Genomic DNA, 19,200 nt, shown 5'->3' on the forward strand with positions numbered 1-19,200 from the left:
ATTTTCCTACTTTCGTAACGCTCTGTATAAACCTAAGTGGAACTATCTTGAAGAAAAACCGCAATCTATGGATTGGTGCCGGTGTACTGGTGTTAATCCTTTCTTTTTGGGCCTTAAGTGGTGAAGAAGAAATTAGTCGAGACATAACCGCCAAATCCTTTCTGGGAGAATTTAAAGATGTAGTAACCAGCTCCGGTGAGCTGATGGCTAAGAATTCTGAAGATATCAGCGGTCCCCAAAATGCACGTCGCTTTGGACTTTACAATATTAAAATCTCCGACCTGGTAGCAGAAGGCACCTATGTTGAAAAAGGTGATATGGTAGCTGAATTGGATAAAACCGAACTCAGTGGCCGACTTAGTGAACTGTACAATGAGTTGGAAAAAGCGCAAAGCCAATACACCCAAACTGAATTAGACACTACCCTCGAACTGCGCCAGGAACGCAGTGGTATCGAAAGCCTGGAATTCGATATCCGTCAGAAAAAGGTGGAAATTGAACAAAGTGAATTTGAGCCCCCGGCAACCATTCAAAGGTTAAATCTGGATTTGATTAAACTGGAGCAAAACCTACAGCAGAGTAAAGAAAACTACAAGATTAAGAAGGAACAAAGTCGGGCTAAAATGCGTGAAGCGGGTGCCACCTTGGCTCAAACCCGCAATAAATATGAAAGCCTCCAAGAACTGGAAAAGGAATTCGTAATTACCGCCCCTAAACCTGGAATGGTAATCTACATCCGCGAATGGAGCGGCGAAAAGCGTAAAACAGGATCAACTATTTCACCTTGGGATCCGGGTGTGGCTACCCTCCCCGACCTCAGCCAAATGGAGAGCAAAACCTATATTAATGAGGTGGATATCCGCAAAGTAAAAACGGGCCAGGAAGTTGAAATTGGCCTAGATGCTTTTCCGGATGTAAAGCTCAGTGGAACGGTTACCGAAGTGGCCAATGTAGGTGTAGATCGCGAAAACTCTGAAAGTAAGGTATTCGAAATTATTATCGAAGTAAATGAGGCAGATAGCACCTACCGTCCGGGTATGACTACCTCCAATGCTATCATCACCAAAACATTAGAATCGGTAGTTCAAGTTCCATTGGAAGCCATTTTCAGTGAAGATGATATCACCTTTGTATACATGAAAGATGGGGCTTCCATCGAAAAGCAGGAAGTACGCATTGGTTCGCGAAATGATGAATTTGCTGTGATTGAAGCCGGCCTGGAAGCCGATGTTGAAGTCTACCTCACTGAGCCCGCTTCAGCCAGTGATAATAGCATTCGGACTTTAAGTGATTCTTAATGGATCGACTGCTCACTAATTTAAATATCGCGCTCGACGCCATTCTGGCCAATACCCTGCGCTCTATCCTCACCGCATTGGGAATTATTTTCGGGGTGGCAGCGGTAATTACCATGCTGGCCATTGGCGAAGGAGCCCAGGCCGAAATTCTACGTCAGATAGAATTGGTGGGGGTGAATAATATCGAAATCAAACCCATAGTTGAGCAAAAGGACGAGAAGATAGAAGAAGATTTATCAGCCAAAGAGCCTAAACGATTTTCCAAAGGACTAGACCTTAAAGACGCACGCAGCATTAGTCGGGTTTTACCCACCGCCGCCGCGGTTAGTCCGGAGGTTGTTATTGAAACTTCCGTGATTTCCGGAGGTCGACGTCGAAGCACTAAATTGATTGGTGTTGAACCCAGCTTTTTCCCGGTATCAAATATTCCGCTGCGCTATGGGCAAATGTTCTCCCCCGAGCATTTAGAAATGCAAGAACCGGTATGTATTATTGGCAGTGGCATGGCTAAAAAGCTCTTCCCCGGCAAGCGACCCTTAGGCGATAAAATTAAGGTGGGGAACCAATGGCTTACCATTATCGGTGTTTCTCAAACCTTGAACATCACCACCCAAGCTCAAGAAAATTTGGGTATTCGTGATTATAATATGGATATCTACGCGCCTATTAACACAGTGCTTAGTCGTTATCGCGATCGGGCTAAACTGCGGGAATCGAGTGGACGCTTTGATGATGATGAGGAGGAAGAAAAAGCCAGCACCAGCAATAATTACAATCAACTGGATCGCCTTTTAGTGCAAATTGATAATAGTGAGTATTTAGCCAGCAGCGCGGATGTGATCAGCAGACTTTTGAAAAGAACTCATAATGGAATGGTCGATTTCGAGATTATCATTCCCCAACAATTACTGGAGCAACAACAACGCACCAAGGACATCTTTAATCTGGTATTGAGTGCCATTGCTGGAATTTCCCTTTTAGTGGGAGGTATTGGCATTATGAATATTATGCTGGCCTCAGTATTGGAGCGCACCAAGGAGATTGGTACTCGCTTGGCAATTGGAGCTAAGAAAAAAGACATTATAACTCAATTCCTCTTTGAAGCCTTATTGATCAGTCTAAGTGGTGGTATAATCGGAGTAATCTTAGGGGTTTTGGCTTCCTACGTGATTAGTGAATTTGCCGATATAGAAACCATTGTAAGCCCGATATCTATCATCATTTCCTTTGGCGTAGCCTCCATTACCGGATTGGTATTCGGATTATCCCCTGCCCGCCAAGCTGCGGAGAAAAACCCTGTTGAATCTTTACGCTATGAATAAAATGTATCGCCTGATACTGGCCTTCCTCATTATGGGAAGCGCATCGGCGCAAAGCCAAATGCTCGACCTAAAAGGGGCAATCCTAAGAGCGCAAAAACAATCGCCCTCCTATTTTCGGGCTATCAATACCGCAGAAAACCGCTATTGGAATTACCGTCAGTTTAGAGCAAGCTTATTGCCTCAACTAAACTTAAGTGGCAGCCTACCCAATTACTCCAGTGCGATTGATCGGGTAACCCAACCGGATGGAACTTATGACTTCCCCGAGCGCGAGCAATTGTTTTTAAGCGGAAATCTCTCTCTCGACCAAAATGTCGTTTGGACCGGTGGTCGCTTATCGCTAATCAGCAGTTTGCAAAGAACCGATGTATACCGTCCGGATCGAAGGATTAACTATTTCAGCACCCCTATTTCGGTGAGTTATTTCCAACCGATGTTTCTCTATAATTCCTTGAAATGGGAGAATAAAATTCAGCCTCTGGCCTACGAAGCCTCGCGCCGGGCTTACTCGGAGGATTTGGAAGACATTGCCAATGAAACCACCCAATTGTATTTCGTTGCTCTAACCTCTAAAATCAGCATGCGTATTGCCGAGCAAAACGTTAAGAACAACGATACCATTTATAAGATTTCACAAGGGCGTTATAATCTGGGAAAGATTGCTGAAAACGACCTTTTACAGATCGAGCTAAACTTGCTCAATGCTGAAAATTCACTCACCAATGCCCGACTTAATTATGAGGTGGCGGCCCAAGAATTGAAGCGCTATTTAGGCATCCCCTCCGAAGAAGAATTGGAATTAGGCATCCCTTCTGAAGTGCCCCAAATGGAAGTTAATTTGGATAAGGCCTTGGGAGAAGCCCGAAAGAATCGTGCTGCGGTTTTGGATTTCCGCCGCCGCCGTTTGGAAGCGGAACAGTCTGTAGCTCAAGCACGAGGAAATACCAATTACAATTTTAACCTCAGCGCCAATTTCGGTTTAAACCGCCAAGCGGATAATTATAATGCGGCTTATGCCAATCCCTACGCCCAGCAGCAGAATATCTCTATTGGCATTAATATCCCTATTGTTGATTGGGGTCAAGCTCGTTCCCAAATTCGCAGGGCTGAGGCCAACCGCCAATTACAGGAAGTGAATATTGAGCAGGATGAAATAAATTTTGAACAAGAAATCTTCCTGCAGGTGATGCAGTTTAATGCCCAATACCAGCGATTAAACATTGCGGCCAAAGCAGATACCGTAGCTCAAAAACGCTATGAAGTTGCCCGTCAACGTTACCTTACCGGGAAAATTAGCATCACCGATATCAATATTGCACAGAGTGAAAAAGACGGTGCCAAGCAAAGCTATCTGCAAGAGCTTCAACGTTTTTGGGTGGCTTATTACACCTTACGTCGTTTGTGCTTGTACGATTTTGTTAATGATCAGGTAATTAGCTACAAAGCTGAATATTAATCATCGCTTAGAGCGAGCTTCAATTCATCTAGGCTTACCTTATTTTGAAAGTGATCGTTGCGAACCACACTGATTTCACCGGTTTCTTCCGAAACTACGATAGCCAAAGCATTAGCCTTTTCAGAAATACCTAAAGCGGCGCGGTGCCTTAAACCAAAACGAGAAGGCAAATTGGTTTTCTCCGTTAAGGGCAAAATACAACCTGCTGCCACAATCTTACTGCCACTCACGATCACTGCGCCATCATGCAATGGAGAGTTCTTGGCAAAAATACTTTCCAATAATCCGGCACTAATTTGGGCGCCAATAGGAGTACCGGTACTAGCATAAAAACCCAGTTTAGAATCCCCTTCAATCACAATCAAGGCCCCAATTTTACTGCGGGCCATCGATCCACAAGCTTTAATTAAATCGCTGTAATCAATCAGGGAAGTATCATCATCACCTTGGATACGCCAAAAGCGCAAAAGGGCTTTGCGACGGGTGAAGTTGGTAGAACCAATCATCAATAAAAAGCGTCGAATCTCCTGCTGAAAAACAATTACCAGAGCGATAACTCCCACTCCGATAAACTGACCTAAAATCTCACTCAGCAATTCCATTTGCAGGGCCTGCACTAATTTCCACACCAAATAGATAGCTGCTACTCCAATCAACACATTTATGGCCACCGTGTCTTTAATGAGGCGATACAATTGATAGAGTAAGAAAGCAACCAGGAGGATGTCGATAAGATCCAGGAAGCTGAAGTCGAGAAACGACATTTAGGCGAAATTTTGGTTCAAGTTAAGGATTTTGCGCACTTCCACCGCTTCCTTCACATCGTGTACCCGAAGGATATCGGCCCCTTGCTGCAGGGCTAAAGTATGCATTACAGTAGTGGCATTTAAAGCTTCTTGCGCATTTAAACCCAGACTTTTATAAATCATGGATTTACGACTAATCCCCACCAAAAGGGGGAGCTCAAATATCTGTTTGAAGTAGTCGATATGTTGAAAGAGCCTATAATTATCAACCTGACTTTTCCCGAAACCAAAGCCGGGATCCAGAATGATATCCGTAGCACCTGCCGCCACCAGCTTTTCCAACTGTTCACTAAAAAAACGGGCGACTTCCTTTACCACATTCTCATACCGGGGATTCTGCTGCATCGTTTCTGGCAAGCCCTGCATATGCATCATCACATAAGGCGCTTGGCTTTCGCCGATGAAAGGTATCATTGCCGGATCGATTAGTCCTCCCGAAATATCATTTATCAGAGCAACTCCATTCGCAAAGGAACGTTCCGCGGTTTTAGCATTATAGGTATCCACCGAAAGAGGCATTTCTGGCATATCGCTTCTTAAGGCTTGGATTACCGGAGCCAAAATTTGCCATTCTTTTTCCGGCTCAATTAAAGCGGATCCTGGCTTGGAACTGGCCGGCCCCAAATCAATGATATCCGCTCCTTCAGCCTGCATTTTTCGAGCTTGACTCAGAGCCTTCTCTACGCTGGTATAAGCCCCGCCATCAAAGAAAGAGTCTGGATTTATATTTAAAATACCCATGATCATAGCCTGATCCAATGAGTAGATTTTGCCTCTTAAATTGAGACTTCCCTTCTGGTAAAATGCCTTATCTTTCGCCACCTTTCCGCTATCTTTAATCGCAGCGAAATTATCAAATGGCGAATACTTCTGAACAGTACGATTCGGTAATTGAACATTGCCGCAGTTTATACTTGAAAAAACATCGCGACTACGGGGCAGCCTGGCGCATTTTACGATTACCTTCTTTAACGGATCAAATCTTCATTAAGGCCAATCGCCTGCGAAGTATCCAAGATAAAGGAGTGCAATTGGTAGATGACCATATGGATGGTGAATTTATTGGAATCATCAATTATAGTTTGATGGCTCTGGTACAGATAGAAAGAGGCATTGCCCAAGAACCGGATTTAAATGAAGCCGAAGCCCTGGAGGTTTTTAATGCTCAGGCTACTGTGGCCAAAAGTTTGATGGAGCGTAAAAACCATGATTATGGCGAAGCTTGGCGCGATATGCGAATATCTTCTCTCACCGATTTGATTTTGCAAAAAATTCTTCGAATCAAGCAAATTGAAGATAATGCCGGTAAGACCATCGCTTCGGAAGGGATCGACGCGAATTACTTGGATATGGTAAACTATGCAGTATTCGCGCTCATTAAAATGAATGAAAATTAAAGCACTATGAAATTGATCACTCAGATATCGCGCCTCTTGGTGGGTGCCCTATTTATTTTTTCAGGATTGATCAAACTCAATGACCCTATGGGTTTCGCCTTTAAGTTGGGCGATTATTTTGCTCCCGATGTTCTAAACCTCACCTTCCTAAGTGATTATACCCTGCCTTTGGCGCTCTTCATTGTTATTTTAGAAGTGATCCTTGGCGTTGCATTACTGCTTGGTAAATGGGTAAACCTTACCAGCTGGCTTTTGCTTTTAATGATTGTCTTCTTCACCTTCCTAACCTTCTATTCCGCTTATTTTAATAAGGTAACGGATTGCGGTTGCTTTGGTGATGCCATTCCCTTAACCCCCTGGCAGTCTTTTGGTAAGGATATCGTTCTTACTGTATTAATAAGCTTGATCTTCTTTAATCGTCAATACATAAAACCTCTATTAGGCCCCGGTGGCCAAAATGTGGTACTGAGCCTTTCCTTGGCGGGATGTATTGCCTTAGGCTACTATGTTTTAGAGCATCTACCGCTTAAAGACTTCCGTCCCTATGCCGAAGGAAAAAGCATTGTGGAAGGCATGAAATCTGCCGAGGAATTGAATTTGGAGCCACCTAAATACGCTACCATCTACACCTTAAAAAATGCCAATACCGAAGAGAGCATGAAGGTGAATTCCCAAAATTATATCAGTGAGGGCTGGTGGCAGAAAAAAGAATGGGAAATTCAAAGTGATGAGAGTGAAACCGTGCTTTTAAGCGAAGGTTATGAACCTCCTATCCACGACTTCAGCATTGAAATGAATGGCAATGATGTTACGGATCAAGTATTGGCAGCCGAGCGCATTTTTGTGCTGGTAGCTTATGATCTTAATAAAAGCGACAGCAGTGCCTATGCTCCTTTAAACGAGTTTGCCTTAGCTGCCGCCGATCAAGAAATTCCATTTATTGGTATTACGGGCAGCTTACCTTCTTTGGCCGCTGAAAAAAGTGAAGCTTGGTCTTTGCGCTTTAGTTTCGGCATTATCGATGGCACCACCGCCAAAACCATTATTCGGGCTAATCCAGGTATAGTGATGCTGGAGAAAGGTGTGATCGTTAAAAAATGGCATGCTCAGGACTTGCCAGCTTTTGAAGACCTGGCCCAAAGCTGGAAATAATTGCTGCGTTTTATCTGGAATAAAACCTGGTATGGCCTCCTGGTGATGTGGGGTGTAATTACCGTTGTCTTTTTTCTTTTTAATGTATTACCAGGCGATCCCTCGAGGATGATGCTAGATCAAAGAGAAGACAGTGAGCAATTGGCGCGAATTAAAGCCAAGTACGGTTTTGACCTGCCCATTAGCCAGCAGTATCTTCACTATTTAAATGACCTGAGCCCACTTTCATGGCATAGTGCCAATCCTGAAGATTTCAGTAATTATCAGCGTTATCAAAAAGAGCCCATCGTGCTTTTTAAAATAGGTGGTGGAGCCCTTTGTTTGAAAGCCCCCTATTTACGGACCTCCTTCCGATCTCAAGGTAAAGAAGTGAGTACCATTTTAAGTGAAACCTTCCCCAATACCTTAGTATTAGCAATAGCAGCGATGACCCTGGCTTTGCTCCTGGGCCTGAGCCTAGGTATGCTGGCCGCTCGTTTTAAAGGTACCTGGATTGATAGCGGCATCAATTTTTTCGGGACTCTAGGTATGTCCGTTCCCTCCTTCTTTTCTGCCATTTTAATGGCTTGGATATTTGGTTACCTCCTATCATCCTGGACGGGTCTCAATATGACCGGCAGTCTTTACGAAGCCGACCTCTATGGTGAAGGGCGCTACATTGCTTGGTCTAATTTGATATTACCGGCTATAACCCTGGGCATTCGTCCTTTGGCGGTAATCATTCAATTGAGTCGGTCCTCAATCCTAGAAGAATTGGGGCAGGATTATATCCGAACCGCTCGGGCTAAGGGATTAAGCATGGCCGCTATCTTGAGAAAACATGCCCTTCGTAATGCCCTTAATCCGGTTATTACTGCCGCTTCGGGTTGGTTTGCATCGATGTTGGCTGGAGCCGTTTTTGTGGAGTACATCTTTGGTTGGAATGGCTTAGGGAAACAAATTGTAGACGCTCTAAATCAATTGGATTTACCTCTTGTGATGGGGGCAGTACTACTGATTGCGATTACCTTTGTGGTGATCAGTATAATTGTAGATTTATTGTACGCTTGGGTCGACCCCAGAGTACGTAATTAATTGAAATAAAATGGCACGTAAAATTATTGCCGGCAACTGGAAAATGAACCTCAACCTGGCTCAGGGAGCCGCTTTGGTTAAAGCCAGTGATGACTATTTAAATGCAAATCCGGCCAAACACATAGATGTAATTGTTGCTCCACCCGCTCACCAATTGGTGCAAACGGTAAAGCTTTCTACGAACACCAAACTTTCGGTGGTAGCCCAAAATATGTGTGCACATGAAAATGGAGCCTATACCGGTGAAATTAGTGCCAGTATGCTGGTAGATGCTGGGGTAGAATTAGTAATAGTTGGTCATTCTGAGCGTCGGGAAATTTTTGGTGAAGATGATGCCCTTTTGGAGGCCAAACTTCACAAGGCATTGGAATACGACCTCTACCCTATTTTCTGTGTAGGAGAAAGCCTGGAACAACGTCAGGCCGGTATTCACTTTAAACATATTGAGAAGCAGTTAGAAGCCGGTCTTAAGAATTTCAATGCTGATCAAATTCCACATATCATTTTGGCTTATGAACCCATTTGGGCGATTGGAACTGGTGAAACGGCCAGTCCAGAGCAAGCTCAGGAAATGCATGCCTTTATCCGTAAATTCTTAACTGGCAAGTTCTCTGCAACGGTAGCCGATGAAACTTCCATTCTTTATGGTGGATCGGTAAAGCCATCCAATGCCAAGGATTTGTTTAGTCAACCTGATATTGACGGTGGCCTAATTGGTGGTGCCTCCATCCAAATTGACTCCTTCCTAGAGCTTATTAAAATCGGTGAATCTATTTTACGATGAAAAATTACCTGGTCCTCGATTTCCAGATTAGCCCGGTAGAACCCGGTCGTGATATCCTCTTAGCTCTTTTAGACAATTTGGGATACGACAGCTTTGAAGAGAGTCCGAAAGGACTGAAGGCCTATATTCTGGAAGAGGATTTCGATGCAGAAGAATTGGAAGCCCTTCCTCTCTTTAGTGGCGACGAATTTGAAATCAGCTACAGCTCCGAAAAACTCGAAACCATTAACTGGAATGAAGAATGGGAGCGTAATTATGAACCGGTAAGTTTAGAGCAACGTCTCTTAATTCGTGCCCCCTTCCATAGCATCAGCGGAAGCTACGACCATGAAATCGTGATTGAGCCTAAAATGTCCTTTGGAACGGGACATCATCATACCACTCGATTAATGGCCAAAGCTATGTTCGACCTTGATTTCAAAGGAAAGAAGGTCTTAGACATGGGTACTGGAACCGGAATTTTAGCCATCCTTGCTCAACAATTGGGTGCTACGGAAATAGATGCTATTGACAATTTCGAATGGGCAGTAGAGAATACCGCCGAAAATGCCGAACGCAATAATGCCGATAAAGTAAAAGCAGAATGGGGCGATGCTGGATTATTAACTGGCAGAGCCTACGATATGATCTTAGCGAATATCAATCGTAATGTCTTATTGGAAGATATGAAGGCCTATGTTGACACCCTGGCCTCCGGTGGATCGATTTTATTCAGTGGATTTTTCGCCCACGATTTTGAGCTAATTGATGAAGAAGCTCGCAAACAAGGACTAGAATTTCGACATCGTATAGAAGAAGAACGCTGGCAATGCGTTCATTATCAAAAGCCCTAATTCCCAAATACCCTCTGCCGATGCGATTACGCCTCATTTTTATTTTTCTCTGCAGCTCATTTATGACCCTTCAAGGTCAGAGCCTTAAACGCTTTACGCCTGAAAAGACCACTTATTTACAAGAGTTGAAGCAGTTTTGGGAAGATGAGAATTCTAATCTTGAGGATACAGCCATAGAACACCTCAGTAGAGACTTTGACAGCCTCTTCATTGATCAATTTACGGATGAAGAAGCCGCCCTTCTTTATGATTTGAGCAATGGTCTATTGCGCAAGCGAATGCGCGATTTTGAGGACTGGGCCCATTTACTGCGCATTAGTGTTTGGTTTAAGCAGGAGCAGGCTGAAGGCGAATTGGAACGCTTTTACAAGGATTTTGAAGAAGTTAGCAAGAGACCCGCGAAGCAATCTTCGGTTTACCTCGCCACCTTTTACAATGTCATCCATCGCAAGGTACTCTATGATGATGGGAGAATACGCTGGGAAATAGTGGGTGGAATCGGCCAATATCGTTTTGAAAACGGACCAGTATTTAGCTTTGACATTGCCGATTTAGTGGGCTTTTATAAAAATGACAGTACCCTAATTGAAGGAACACAAGGTGAATTCAGACCTCGCCAATATCAATTTGATGGCCTAGGGGGTACCGGATATTTCACCCGGGCCGGTTTAACACAAGACTCCGCCTATGTGGATATTGTGAAGTACTCTTTCGATGTTACCAAAGCCGAACTGGAAATTGACTCGGTTACTCTGCATACCAACTTTTACCTAGACCAAGCCGTAGAAGGCAGTTGGCATGAAAAATTAACCAGTCAAAGTGAAACAGGCCATGCCACTTTTCCGCGTTTCCGATCCTATCGCAACGACTTATACGTTCCTTATATCCTGCCTTATGCTCAATTCAAGGGTGGTTTCTCGATAATTGGCGATCGCTTTTATGGGGGAGGAAATGACAGTAACAGCCGGGCTACCATTATGTTGGATTATAAGGATACGGTTCTTATTAAGGCTACTTCACGTCGTTTCTGGCTGCGCAGAGATAAGGTCTATTCTGAAGATGTTGAGGCCGTAATTTACCTTGGCAATGGCGACAGTATTTTCCATCCTAAGGTTACCATGCGCTACCTGCCAGAGAAAAAGCAATTTAGCTTTATCCGTAATGATGAAGGCATGGGCTCAGCCATCTTCTCAGATACCTATCATAATCTGGATATGTTGTTCGACATCATAACCTGGGACGTGGGTAGTCCACGAATGAGGATTTCGAGTTTAAATATGGGCTCTACCTCTCCGGTGGTTTTTGAAAGTAAAAACTACTATCGGGGTAGGCGCTTTGATGACCTGCGGGGAATGAGCAGTAGCCATCCCTTGGTTATGCTACAAAGACTTTCCCAAAAAATGGGAGGCACCCGCAGCTTTACCGATGAAGACATTGCCTACCACCTTAAAATGGATCGTAGCGATGCCCACAGATTTCTGATGCGCTTTTCGGTACTGGGCTTTATCGATTACAGTGTGCAAACCCGTGAAGCCTATATCAAGGATAAAACTTTTGAATACATTTTGAACGCCAAAGGCCTGCGAGACTTTGATGTAATTCAGTTTGTATCCCGTCTAGAAAACGGTACCAATGCTACCTTAAGCCTGGAAGACTATGCCATGCAAGTAGAAGGTATTAAGGCCATCACTCTTTCCGATTCTCAAAGGGTAGGACTCTTCCCTGCTAATGAAAAGATCATAATTCACAAGGACCTGAACTTTGACTTCGACGGGCAGATTAGTGCCGGACGTTTTAATTTCTGGGGAAATCAATTCAAGTTCAATTATGAGCAATTCCGAATTGCCATGGTTGATATCGACTCCATGCGCTTTAAGGTATTAAGCTTTGAACCCAATGCCTTAGGGCAGCGATACTTAGTGGATGTTAAAACCGTATTACAAGATCTTACTGGAGACCTACAAATTGATAAGCCCAATAATAAATCCGGTAAAGGCTACTTCTCCGAATATCCCATTTTCACCTCCGCGAAGGATTCGTATATCTATTATGATAAACCCAGCATTTTCGATGGGGTCTACAATAGAGAGGACTTTTATGTAACCTTGGAGCCCTTCGAAATTGATAGCTTGGACAATACCTCCACCACCGGTTTATCATTCGATGGTACTTTAACCTCTGCTAATATCTTCCCCGAATTTGAAGAATTTATCAAGGTTCAGGAGGACTACTCTTTAGGCTTTACCCGTCAAACTCCGGCGGGTGGATTCCCAACTTATGGCGGCAAAGGTCAATATACAGCAGAGTTAAGTCTAAGCAACCGTGGCTTACGTGGAAACGGAAAGCTCGATTATTTGAATTCTGTCGCTTATTCTGAAGAATTTTTCTTCTTTCCGGATAGTACAGATGGAATTACGAGCTCTTATGAGATAACTGAAAAAACTGGGGGTGCAGGATCTAATCCCCATGTTACCATAGATCAAAGTAAACTGCATTGGGAACCCTATAATGATGTGCTCTATACCAGTAGTATGGAACAACCTTTTGCTTTGTATGATGCGATGGGAATGCGTACTAGCGGAACCCTGGCCCACTCTCCTACCGGATTAAAAGGGAGAGGCCTAAATGAATTTTTAGATGCCGAAACACGCTCTAAGGATTATACCTTCGAAAGTAGAAAATTGCTATCCCCTAATACTGCCTTCCGTGTTCGAGCAAATCCAGATGCTGATTGGGGTTTTGGGGTAGACAGTGCTCAAGCAGATATTGATTTCAACAAGCAAAAAGGAGAATTCCGATTGCTTAATACCGACCAATATTTCAGCTTAACAGCAAATAAATATATAGCCTATATGGATTTTGCTCTATGGCAGATTCCACAAAAGGCCATCGACCTTAGTAAAGAAAGTGGTGCTGGCTTATCGGAAATGATTTCCGTACATCCGCATCAAGATTCGCTGCGCTTCTTGGCAGATCACTCTAAATTCTATTTGGAAAACACCCTGCTAGAGTCCTTTAAGGTTCCTGAAATTATTGTTGCGGACGCTTATATATATCCCGATACCGGTTATGTGGCCATTGATAGCAATGCGGTTATGCGTACCCTTACTAATGCTGCAATTAGCGCTGATTTAGTGGATCAATTCCATAATATCTATGGAGCATCGATCGACATTAAGTCTGCTAATTACTACCATGGTAAAGGAGACTATGAGTATGTGGATAAAGATGGTACTCCCTGGCCCATTCACTTTAAAGAATTAAAGGTAGATACCGGTACCACCGTTGGTTTCGCTCAAGTTAGTCAGGAAGACTTTTTCTACCTCAGTCCATTCTTTGCCTATTATGGCAATGTGCGAATGCGGGCCGATCGTAAGGAATTGCTCTTTAGAGGATACACCCATATTGAAGCGGATTGTGATGCGATCAGTACCAACTGGTTCAACTTCGAAAGTTTAATTGATCCAGCTAATATTCTTATTGAATTACCCGAAGTAGATTCGGAAGACAAGACCAAGTTACTGGCCAATGGTATTTACTTGGCCTCCGACACGATTAGTGGATACGCTGCCTTCCTTAGTCAGGAGGTACGCCCTACCGATAAGCAAATGTTCTTTGCCAATGGGGTGCTTTACTATGATGAGGCGATAAGCAGTTATGTAATCACTGAGCGAGAAAAGATCGAGAATCCAGATCTGCCTATCAATATCCTTCGCTTCAATAATTTGAACTGTACCATGGAAGGGGAAGGTGCCATGAGTTTAGGGGATGGTAAAAGTCAGCTGAATATTAATTCCTATGGACTGATCAGCTATGATTTGAATACGGATAAAATGCAATTGGACCTAACTATGGGTATGGAGTTCTTCTTTGCTAAAGATCTCTTGGAAAAATTTGCTCAGATAGTAACTGATAATGCTGATGGTGAAGGAGTGAACATTGGTCGTAAAGCATTTGAAATCGCTACGGAATATCGCTTAGAGCCCAAGGATTTGGAAAAATTCCGTGAAGAAGTAAATGCTTTTGGTGCTCCTGAAAAAGTTCCGGATGATTTAAGACAAACCTTATTATTCGGGGAGCTAACCATGAACTGGACTCCGGAGTCTATATCCTTCCTAAGTGAGGGGCCCATCGGAATTGCAGGCTTTGGAGAAAGCTTCGTTAATGCTAAGGTGGAAGGTTATGTGGAAATCCAGCGAAAACGCCGTGGAGATGAGATTTACATTTATCTTGATTTGGGTTCGGATGAAATATATATCGACTATAAGCGAAATCAAATGGGGATATATACCACCAATGATGAGTTTATGACCCTACTCAAGGAAATGGATATCAAAGACCGTCGCAATGAAGTGCGTGGTATGCCACCATTTATGTACAGTATAAGTACCAAGGGAAAAATGAATCGTTTTATTCGTCGCTTCGATAGTTTTGAAGATCAATAAAGCTCATTTCAAAATGCGCTTTTATTAGGTCCTAAAAGGCATATCCTGCACTTTCGAAAAGATAAGCGGCTCCTACTTTCGAGAAGTCTGTAAACAGACCTCAGTAGGGTGGATTATCTCTCCAATTCTATAACAATCCTTCTCATCCTTGCTGGGGTCTTTTTAGGCTCTCTATGGATGCTCGAATTTCATATCTGAGAAAAGCCTGGAAGGGCTATTTGGCTCTACTAATTTTGAGCTTTTTAATGCTGCAAAGATTGCTCTTGGCTCCCCCAAAAATGTTGGAGGATAGAAAGAGCTTGGAAGCAGTAATCCGCTTGAACTATATTGAAAAGAAAGGAGAAAAGTATCAAATCCATTTTTCGCAATCATCAGAAAATTACTATTGTCTGAGTTCGGATAGTATCTGCGCCCGTTGGAAAGCTGGTGATCTATTTTGGATGGATGGAGATCTAATACCTATCTCCGGCCCTTCCCGTCCTGATCAATTTAATTTTAAAGCCTATCTCCAGAATCAAAATCTTATTGCTCGTCTCCATTGGAAGCGAATTGCTAAAATAAAGTCGGAAGCCACTTTCAAGGATCTTCTGGTAAACTATCGAAATTCACTAGCCCAAAGGATAGATTCCTGGCCCTGGGCAGAAAAGCACAAAGCACTCTATAAGGCCTTATTTCTGGGCTTAAAAGGAGACCTAGACTCTGAGATGCGACAAGACTTTGGAGCCGCAGGTTTAATGCATGTATTAGCGGTTAGCGGGCTGCATTTGGGAATGATATATCTTTTACTTCAATTCCTCTTAAAACCACTTAAGGCATTGCCCTACTTCCGAATCCTGAATTGCATTTTAAGCATTATAGGGATATGGGCTTTTAGCTTTTTAAGCGGAGCTGGTCCCTCCGTACTTCGTGCAGCTACTCTTTTTAGTTTTTTAGCTATTGGTAAAGCCATTAACAGACCCGGTAGTGGTTTAAGCTCAGTTTGGGCCTCCGCTCTGGTTCTGCTCTGGTTTCAACCCTTATTAATACGACAATTGGGCTTTCTCTTAAGCTATTCTGCCGTAATTGGAATACTTTTCTTGGTTCCTAAAATGAAAGCCTGGCACAGCTTCAAATTTCAGCCTTTGAAATCTGTTCAAGAGCTTATTTATGTTTCCATTGCAGCGCAATTATTTACGGCTCCCATCAGCCTAAATACCTTCGGAAGTTTTCCCCTTTATTTTTTGTTGGCCAACCTTTTGGTACTACCCCTAATGAGCCTAATTATGTACGCAGGTTTATTGGTTCTTCTATTGGACCCATTCCCCATCTTTTCATTTTTCCGCGACAGCTTTCCGATAGCCTTGGAGTACATGAGCAAGATTAGCGCCTGGATAAGCAGCTTCCCTAATGCCCAGATCCAGTGGAATATTTCCTGGTTCAATTGTACCCTGAGCTATATCCTTTTAGCCTATTGGCTAATTCATTCCAGGCTTAGCTTGAAAAAGTTCATCGCTTTAATAATGTGTTTGGGAATCATTAGCTATGGTCAAAGTCTTTATCAAAAGATGGTGACCGCTCAAAGCTTGGTGATCTACTCTGGAAATGACAGGGAATTGGTCTACAGAACTGGCTCAACAGAGTATCATCTAAATGCAGGTGAAGTCAAAACTTCTCAGCGAAAGCTAAGTTCATTGCCCTATATAGATCAAAACCTAAATATTAAGGAGGAGAAAGACCAGATAATTCTCACTTCTCCTTTATCTGTTAATAGCCTAATACTGGTGAATGATCAGACCCAGATGGAAGTTAAAGATTCTGCTCTGGTAGTTTACACCGGGTTCTCACTAGAAAAAGAAAAAGCCTGGCAATCCTATTGCCAGGCTTTGAATATATCCTTTAGAAGTTGCCGTAAAGGCTACCTAACAATACCTTAGTTCTGGAAGATTGCGCTTAGCGCTGCTAAAATCTTACGTTTCTCTAGCGGACGACGCAGCACATAGGCAAATCCATTGTGAATTGCTCTACCTACTAAATCATTACTACTAATAGCTACCACTGGGGATTTTACCAGGCCCTCTTTACGCAATTGCTGTAAGATGCCCATAGCATTTTCATTGTCGAGACGCGAGTTCATCAGTATTAAGTCATAACGACTTTTACTTAGGGTCTTACGCATTTCTTCAATGCTTTTAGCTACGTTTAAAACGCCACCACTTTCTACCACCATATACCGAAGTAACATTTCGTCTACCTCATTGGCACCGGCTAGTAATACTCTTTTTCCTTCTAAAAAATGACTCATGGATCGATTTACAAGCTGTATTCGTTCTTCCTCCGCAATTACGCCATTTTTTGTTGCCATCATATTAATCCTGTGTTATTTGCCCCCTCATTAAGCGTACTAAGTACACTAAGTATTTACTGTCGCAAATATAGTGTTTTAGTACAATCGACAATAAGCTTATAGAACAGATAAATTGAGCTGATAATTAGCGACGCAGAGTTATAGTACTTGATAAGCTTTTAAGCTTTCAAGTTCCTCAAATATAAGATGATTTGAGAATTGAATGCAAGCTAAGTTCGAATGCTAATAGTAAAATGATCTAAGTACTTGTTCAGAAGTTCCGTTCCTTTATTCTTAGGAATTAGAAATGCCCTCAATTTTTAGTAATGGGATTGGGATTGCTGGCAGTCCGGACAAGACTCGAACTCGTCTCGGCCTAGCCGAGATGACTGGCATGTATTCAGAGTAGTTCATTTTGGGGCGTTTTTACCAGCCACTTTAAATAAGGTCGGTTTTGAACTTTTAAATACTTCTCATGCCGCAATGCTTCTTCCTTGCTTGCAAACTTTCTTAAATACACCAATACCCATGGGCCTTTATTCCTAGTATACCGACTTCGACCTTCATTATGGGCTCTTAAGCGCAATTCCACATTTTGGCTATAACCTTTATACATTATATCAGACTTTTCTGAGTAAATCATATAGGTATAGAATCCTTCCATCCCCATAACCAAAGGGCAATCAATGAAATTGGTTGATCAAGACTTTCCTCAATTAAGTGACTATAAAGCAGAATGACACCTCTTCCTTAAACCAACTCACTTACGAAAGCTTAGAAAACAAAAAACCCCCACAAATTGCTTTGAGGGGGTTTGGATTGTTGGCGGTCCGGACGAGACTCGAACTCGCGACCCCATGCGTGACAGGCATGTATTCTAACCAACTGAACTACCGGACCAGATTTTTTAAGAACATCGTTTTCTCAAACGCGGGTGCAAATATAAGGGTAGATTTTAGTGACGCAAGCCCTTCAAGAAAAAAAATTAAAAAAAATTAAACATTGTAGCTTTCGCCCCAGACACGCGGGATACGGACGGTAAAGCAAGTTCCTTTATCCTTAACACTGCGCACCTCAATTGTGCCATTCATATAATTCAGAAACTCAGCGCATAACATTAAGCCTAAGCCTACCCCCTTCTCTTTATTAGTACCTAATCCAACCTCTCGATGCGGTGAAAATAATTTTTTGCGTTGCTCCTCGGTCATACCAATGCCATTGTCCTCTACTTCCAACCTAAGCTCAGACTCCATCTCATAAGCGCGAACCTTAATCCATCCACCCTTAGGTGTGAACTTAATGGCATTGCTAATTAGGTTTCGGATAATCATCTCTAGCATATCTGCATCGCCTGTAACCGCACCTTCCCCTTCATCAATCAAAATCTGTAGGCTAATTCCTTTGGCGTCCGATAAGGGACGTAAATGCTCCCCTACCATCTTTATAAGCTTAGGATAGTCTATCCTGGATGCTTGATAGGCTTTAGTATCTCTTTTGGCCCAGCGTAAAAGATTATCTAGAAGAGCCCGACTATTACGCGTTAATCGCAGCAATTCATTCTGCATAATTTTACGCTCTTCATCGGGAACACCACCATGGTCCATCACATTCAGAAAGCCTTCAATTCCTGAAAGAGGGCTACGCAAATCATGACCAATGATTGAGAATAAGCGATCCTTCTGGGCGGAAAGCTCTTTGGTCTCCACCATTTGCTTTTCCATCTTCTGGCTAATCTGCTCCAGCTCGCGCTTTTGTTTGCCTACCAAAGCTGTGGATTGATCGTACATCATCTTTAAATACACAGTACCGAGGTAGAAAATACAGGTAAAAGCAAAATAGGTTAAGAAATAAACCCAAGTGGTTTGAGAATCTGGCATCGGGGCCAGATAAAATATTAGGTCTAAACCAAATATCAATACTACTATAAAATTGATCCGTTGCTCTAAACTGGTTTTGGAAACAACTAGGCTTAAAACAAAAAACATCACTATACCATAAACCACGGGCCCCTTGAAGAAACCGGTTAATGGAAAAATGAGATGCGAGAAAAACAGTACCACTAAGGTGAGAAGTACCTTGGCTAAACCAAGCCTTCGCCACAATCGCACCAATAAATAACAAGAAATTAAGCTAAGCCCTAAAACCAGTAAATAAAAAGCAGCCCGCCCTGCTTGTTGAATATAGAGCGGTAAGGTCAGGAGGATTAAAAAGCAAGCACTGAGGAAGCTGGTACTCATGAATAGTCGCTCTTCAATACTGAAGCTCGAGCTAATTCCGAGTTTTTTCCAGATGTACTGTTCCATTTAGCAA

General features: G+C 42.9%; 15 protein-coding genes and 1 tRNA gene. 10 read left to right on the plus strand and 6 right to left on the minus strand.

Annotated elements, in window-relative coordinates:
* Window positions 1–47 precede the first annotated feature (47 nt).
* The 3 genes from H4K34_RS02420 to H4K34_RS02430 are packed head-to-tail and all read left to right on the plus strand — an operon-like array spanning window position 48 to window position 4,076.
* The gene (locus tag H4K34_RS02420; RefSeq protein WP_210759246.1) at window positions 48–1,298 is read left to right on the plus strand and encodes an efflux RND transporter periplasmic adaptor subunit; all 1,251 of its coding nucleotides are present in this window, start codon (window positions 48–50) and stop codon (window positions 1,296–1,298) included.
* Window positions 1,298–2,620: an ABC transporter permease gene (locus H4K34_RS02425; protein WP_210759247.1), complete on the plus strand. Its 1,323-nt coding sequence runs from the start codon at window positions 1,298–1,300 to the stop codon at window positions 2,618–2,620. Before H4K34_RS02420 ends, H4K34_RS02425 begins: the two co-directional genes overlap by 1 nt.
* The gene (locus H4K34_RS02430; RefSeq protein ID WP_210759248.1) at window positions 2,613–4,076 is read left to right on the plus strand and encodes a TolC family protein; all 1,464 of its coding nucleotides are present in this window, start codon (window positions 2,613–2,615) and stop codon (window positions 4,074–4,076) included. The genes H4K34_RS02425 and H4K34_RS02430 overlap by 8 nt, the downstream gene beginning before the upstream one ends.
* Here the strand turns inward: H4K34_RS02430 and cdaA are convergent.
* Both cdaA and folP read right to left on the minus strand, forming a co-directional pair.
* Window positions 4,073–4,840, minus strand: a complete 768-nt coding sequence (cdaA, locus tag H4K34_RS02435; protein ID WP_210759249.1) for a diadenylate cyclase CdaA — start codon at window positions 4,838–4,840, stop codon at window positions 4,073–4,075. The genes H4K34_RS02430 and cdaA overlap by 4 nt on opposite strands.
* The gene (gene folP / locus H4K34_RS02440; RefSeq protein WP_246452177.1) at window positions 4,841–5,704 is read right to left on the minus strand and encodes a dihydropteroate synthase; all 864 of its coding nucleotides are present in this window, start codon (window positions 5,702–5,704) and stop codon (window positions 4,841–4,843) included. It abuts the gene before it with no gap.
* Between the two features lie 35 nt (window positions 5,705–5,739).
* On the opposite strand from folP, the gene H4K34_RS02445 reads away from it, so the two are divergent.
* The 7 genes from H4K34_RS02445 to H4K34_RS02475 all read left to right on the plus strand — a co-directional run bounded on the left by H4K34_RS02445 (window position 5,740) and on the right by H4K34_RS02475 (window position 16,480).
* Window positions 5,740–6,279, plus strand: a complete 540-nt coding sequence (locus tag H4K34_RS02445; RefSeq protein ID WP_210759250.1) for a DUF1599 domain-containing protein — start codon at window positions 5,740–5,742, stop codon at window positions 6,277–6,279.
* Between the two features lie 6 nt (window positions 6,280–6,285).
* Entirely contained in the window at window positions 6,286–7,431 is a 1,146-nt protein-coding gene (locus tag H4K34_RS02450) for a BT_3928 family protein (protein ID WP_210759251.1), read from the plus strand.
* Window positions 7,432–8,505: an ABC transporter permease gene (locus tag H4K34_RS02455; protein ID WP_246452179.1), complete on the plus strand. Its 1,074-nt coding sequence runs from the start codon at window positions 7,432–7,434 to the stop codon at window positions 8,503–8,505.
* A gap of 10 nt (window positions 8,506–8,515) precedes the next feature.
* The gene (tpiA, locus tag H4K34_RS02460; RefSeq protein ID WP_210759252.1) at window positions 8,516–9,289 is read left to right on the plus strand and encodes a triose-phosphate isomerase; all 774 of its coding nucleotides are present in this window, start codon (window positions 8,516–8,518) and stop codon (window positions 9,287–9,289) included.
* Window positions 9,286–10,122, plus strand: a complete 837-nt coding sequence (gene prmA / locus H4K34_RS02465) for a 50S ribosomal protein L11 methyltransferase (protein ID WP_210759253.1) — start codon at window positions 9,286–9,288, stop codon at window positions 10,120–10,122. The genes tpiA and prmA overlap by 4 nt, the downstream gene beginning before the upstream one ends.
* 20 nt (window positions 10,123–10,142) lie before the next feature.
* Entirely contained in the window at window positions 10,143–14,567 is a 4,425-nt protein-coding gene (locus tag H4K34_RS02470) for a hypothetical protein (RefSeq protein ID WP_210759254.1), read from the plus strand.
* Window positions 14,568–14,845: 278 nt separating this feature from the next.
* Window positions 14,846–16,480 (plus strand): ComEC/Rec2 family competence protein, encoded by a 1,635-nt coding sequence (locus tag H4K34_RS02475; protein ID WP_210759255.1) that lies wholly within the window; start codon window positions 14,846–14,848, stop codon window positions 16,478–16,480.
* On the opposite strand, the gene H4K34_RS02480 is transcribed toward H4K34_RS02475, so the two are convergent.
* From H4K34_RS02480 to H4K34_RS02495, 4 genes are all read right to left on the minus strand, one after another.
* Window positions 16,477–16,911, minus strand: a complete 435-nt coding sequence (locus tag H4K34_RS02480; protein ID WP_210759256.1) for a response regulator — start codon at window positions 16,909–16,911, stop codon at window positions 16,477–16,479. The two genes, H4K34_RS02475 and H4K34_RS02480, sit on opposite strands and share 4 nt — an antisense overlap.
* Before the next feature lie 379 nt (window positions 16,912–17,290).
* Window positions 17,291–17,554 (minus strand): GIY-YIG nuclease family protein, encoded by a 264-nt coding sequence (locus H4K34_RS02485; protein ID WP_210759257.1) that lies wholly within the window; start codon window positions 17,552–17,554, stop codon window positions 17,291–17,293.
* A gap of 159 nt (window positions 17,555–17,713) precedes the next feature.
* A tRNA-Asp gene (locus H4K34_RS02490) sits at window positions 17,714–17,790 on the minus strand.
* Window positions 17,791–17,885: 95 nt separating this feature from the next.
* The gene (locus H4K34_RS02495; RefSeq protein ID WP_210759258.1) at window positions 17,886–19,193 is read right to left on the minus strand and encodes a sensor histidine kinase; all 1,308 of its coding nucleotides are present in this window, start codon (window positions 19,191–19,193) and stop codon (window positions 17,886–17,888) included.
* Between the last annotated feature and the right edge of the window lie 7 nt (window positions 19,194–19,200).

It is taken from the genome of Croceimicrobium hydrocarbonivorans, assembly GCF_014524565.1.
Classification (GTDB): Bacteria; Bacteroidota; Bacteroidia; order Flavobacteriales; family Schleiferiaceae; genus Croceimicrobium; species Croceimicrobium hydrocarbonivorans.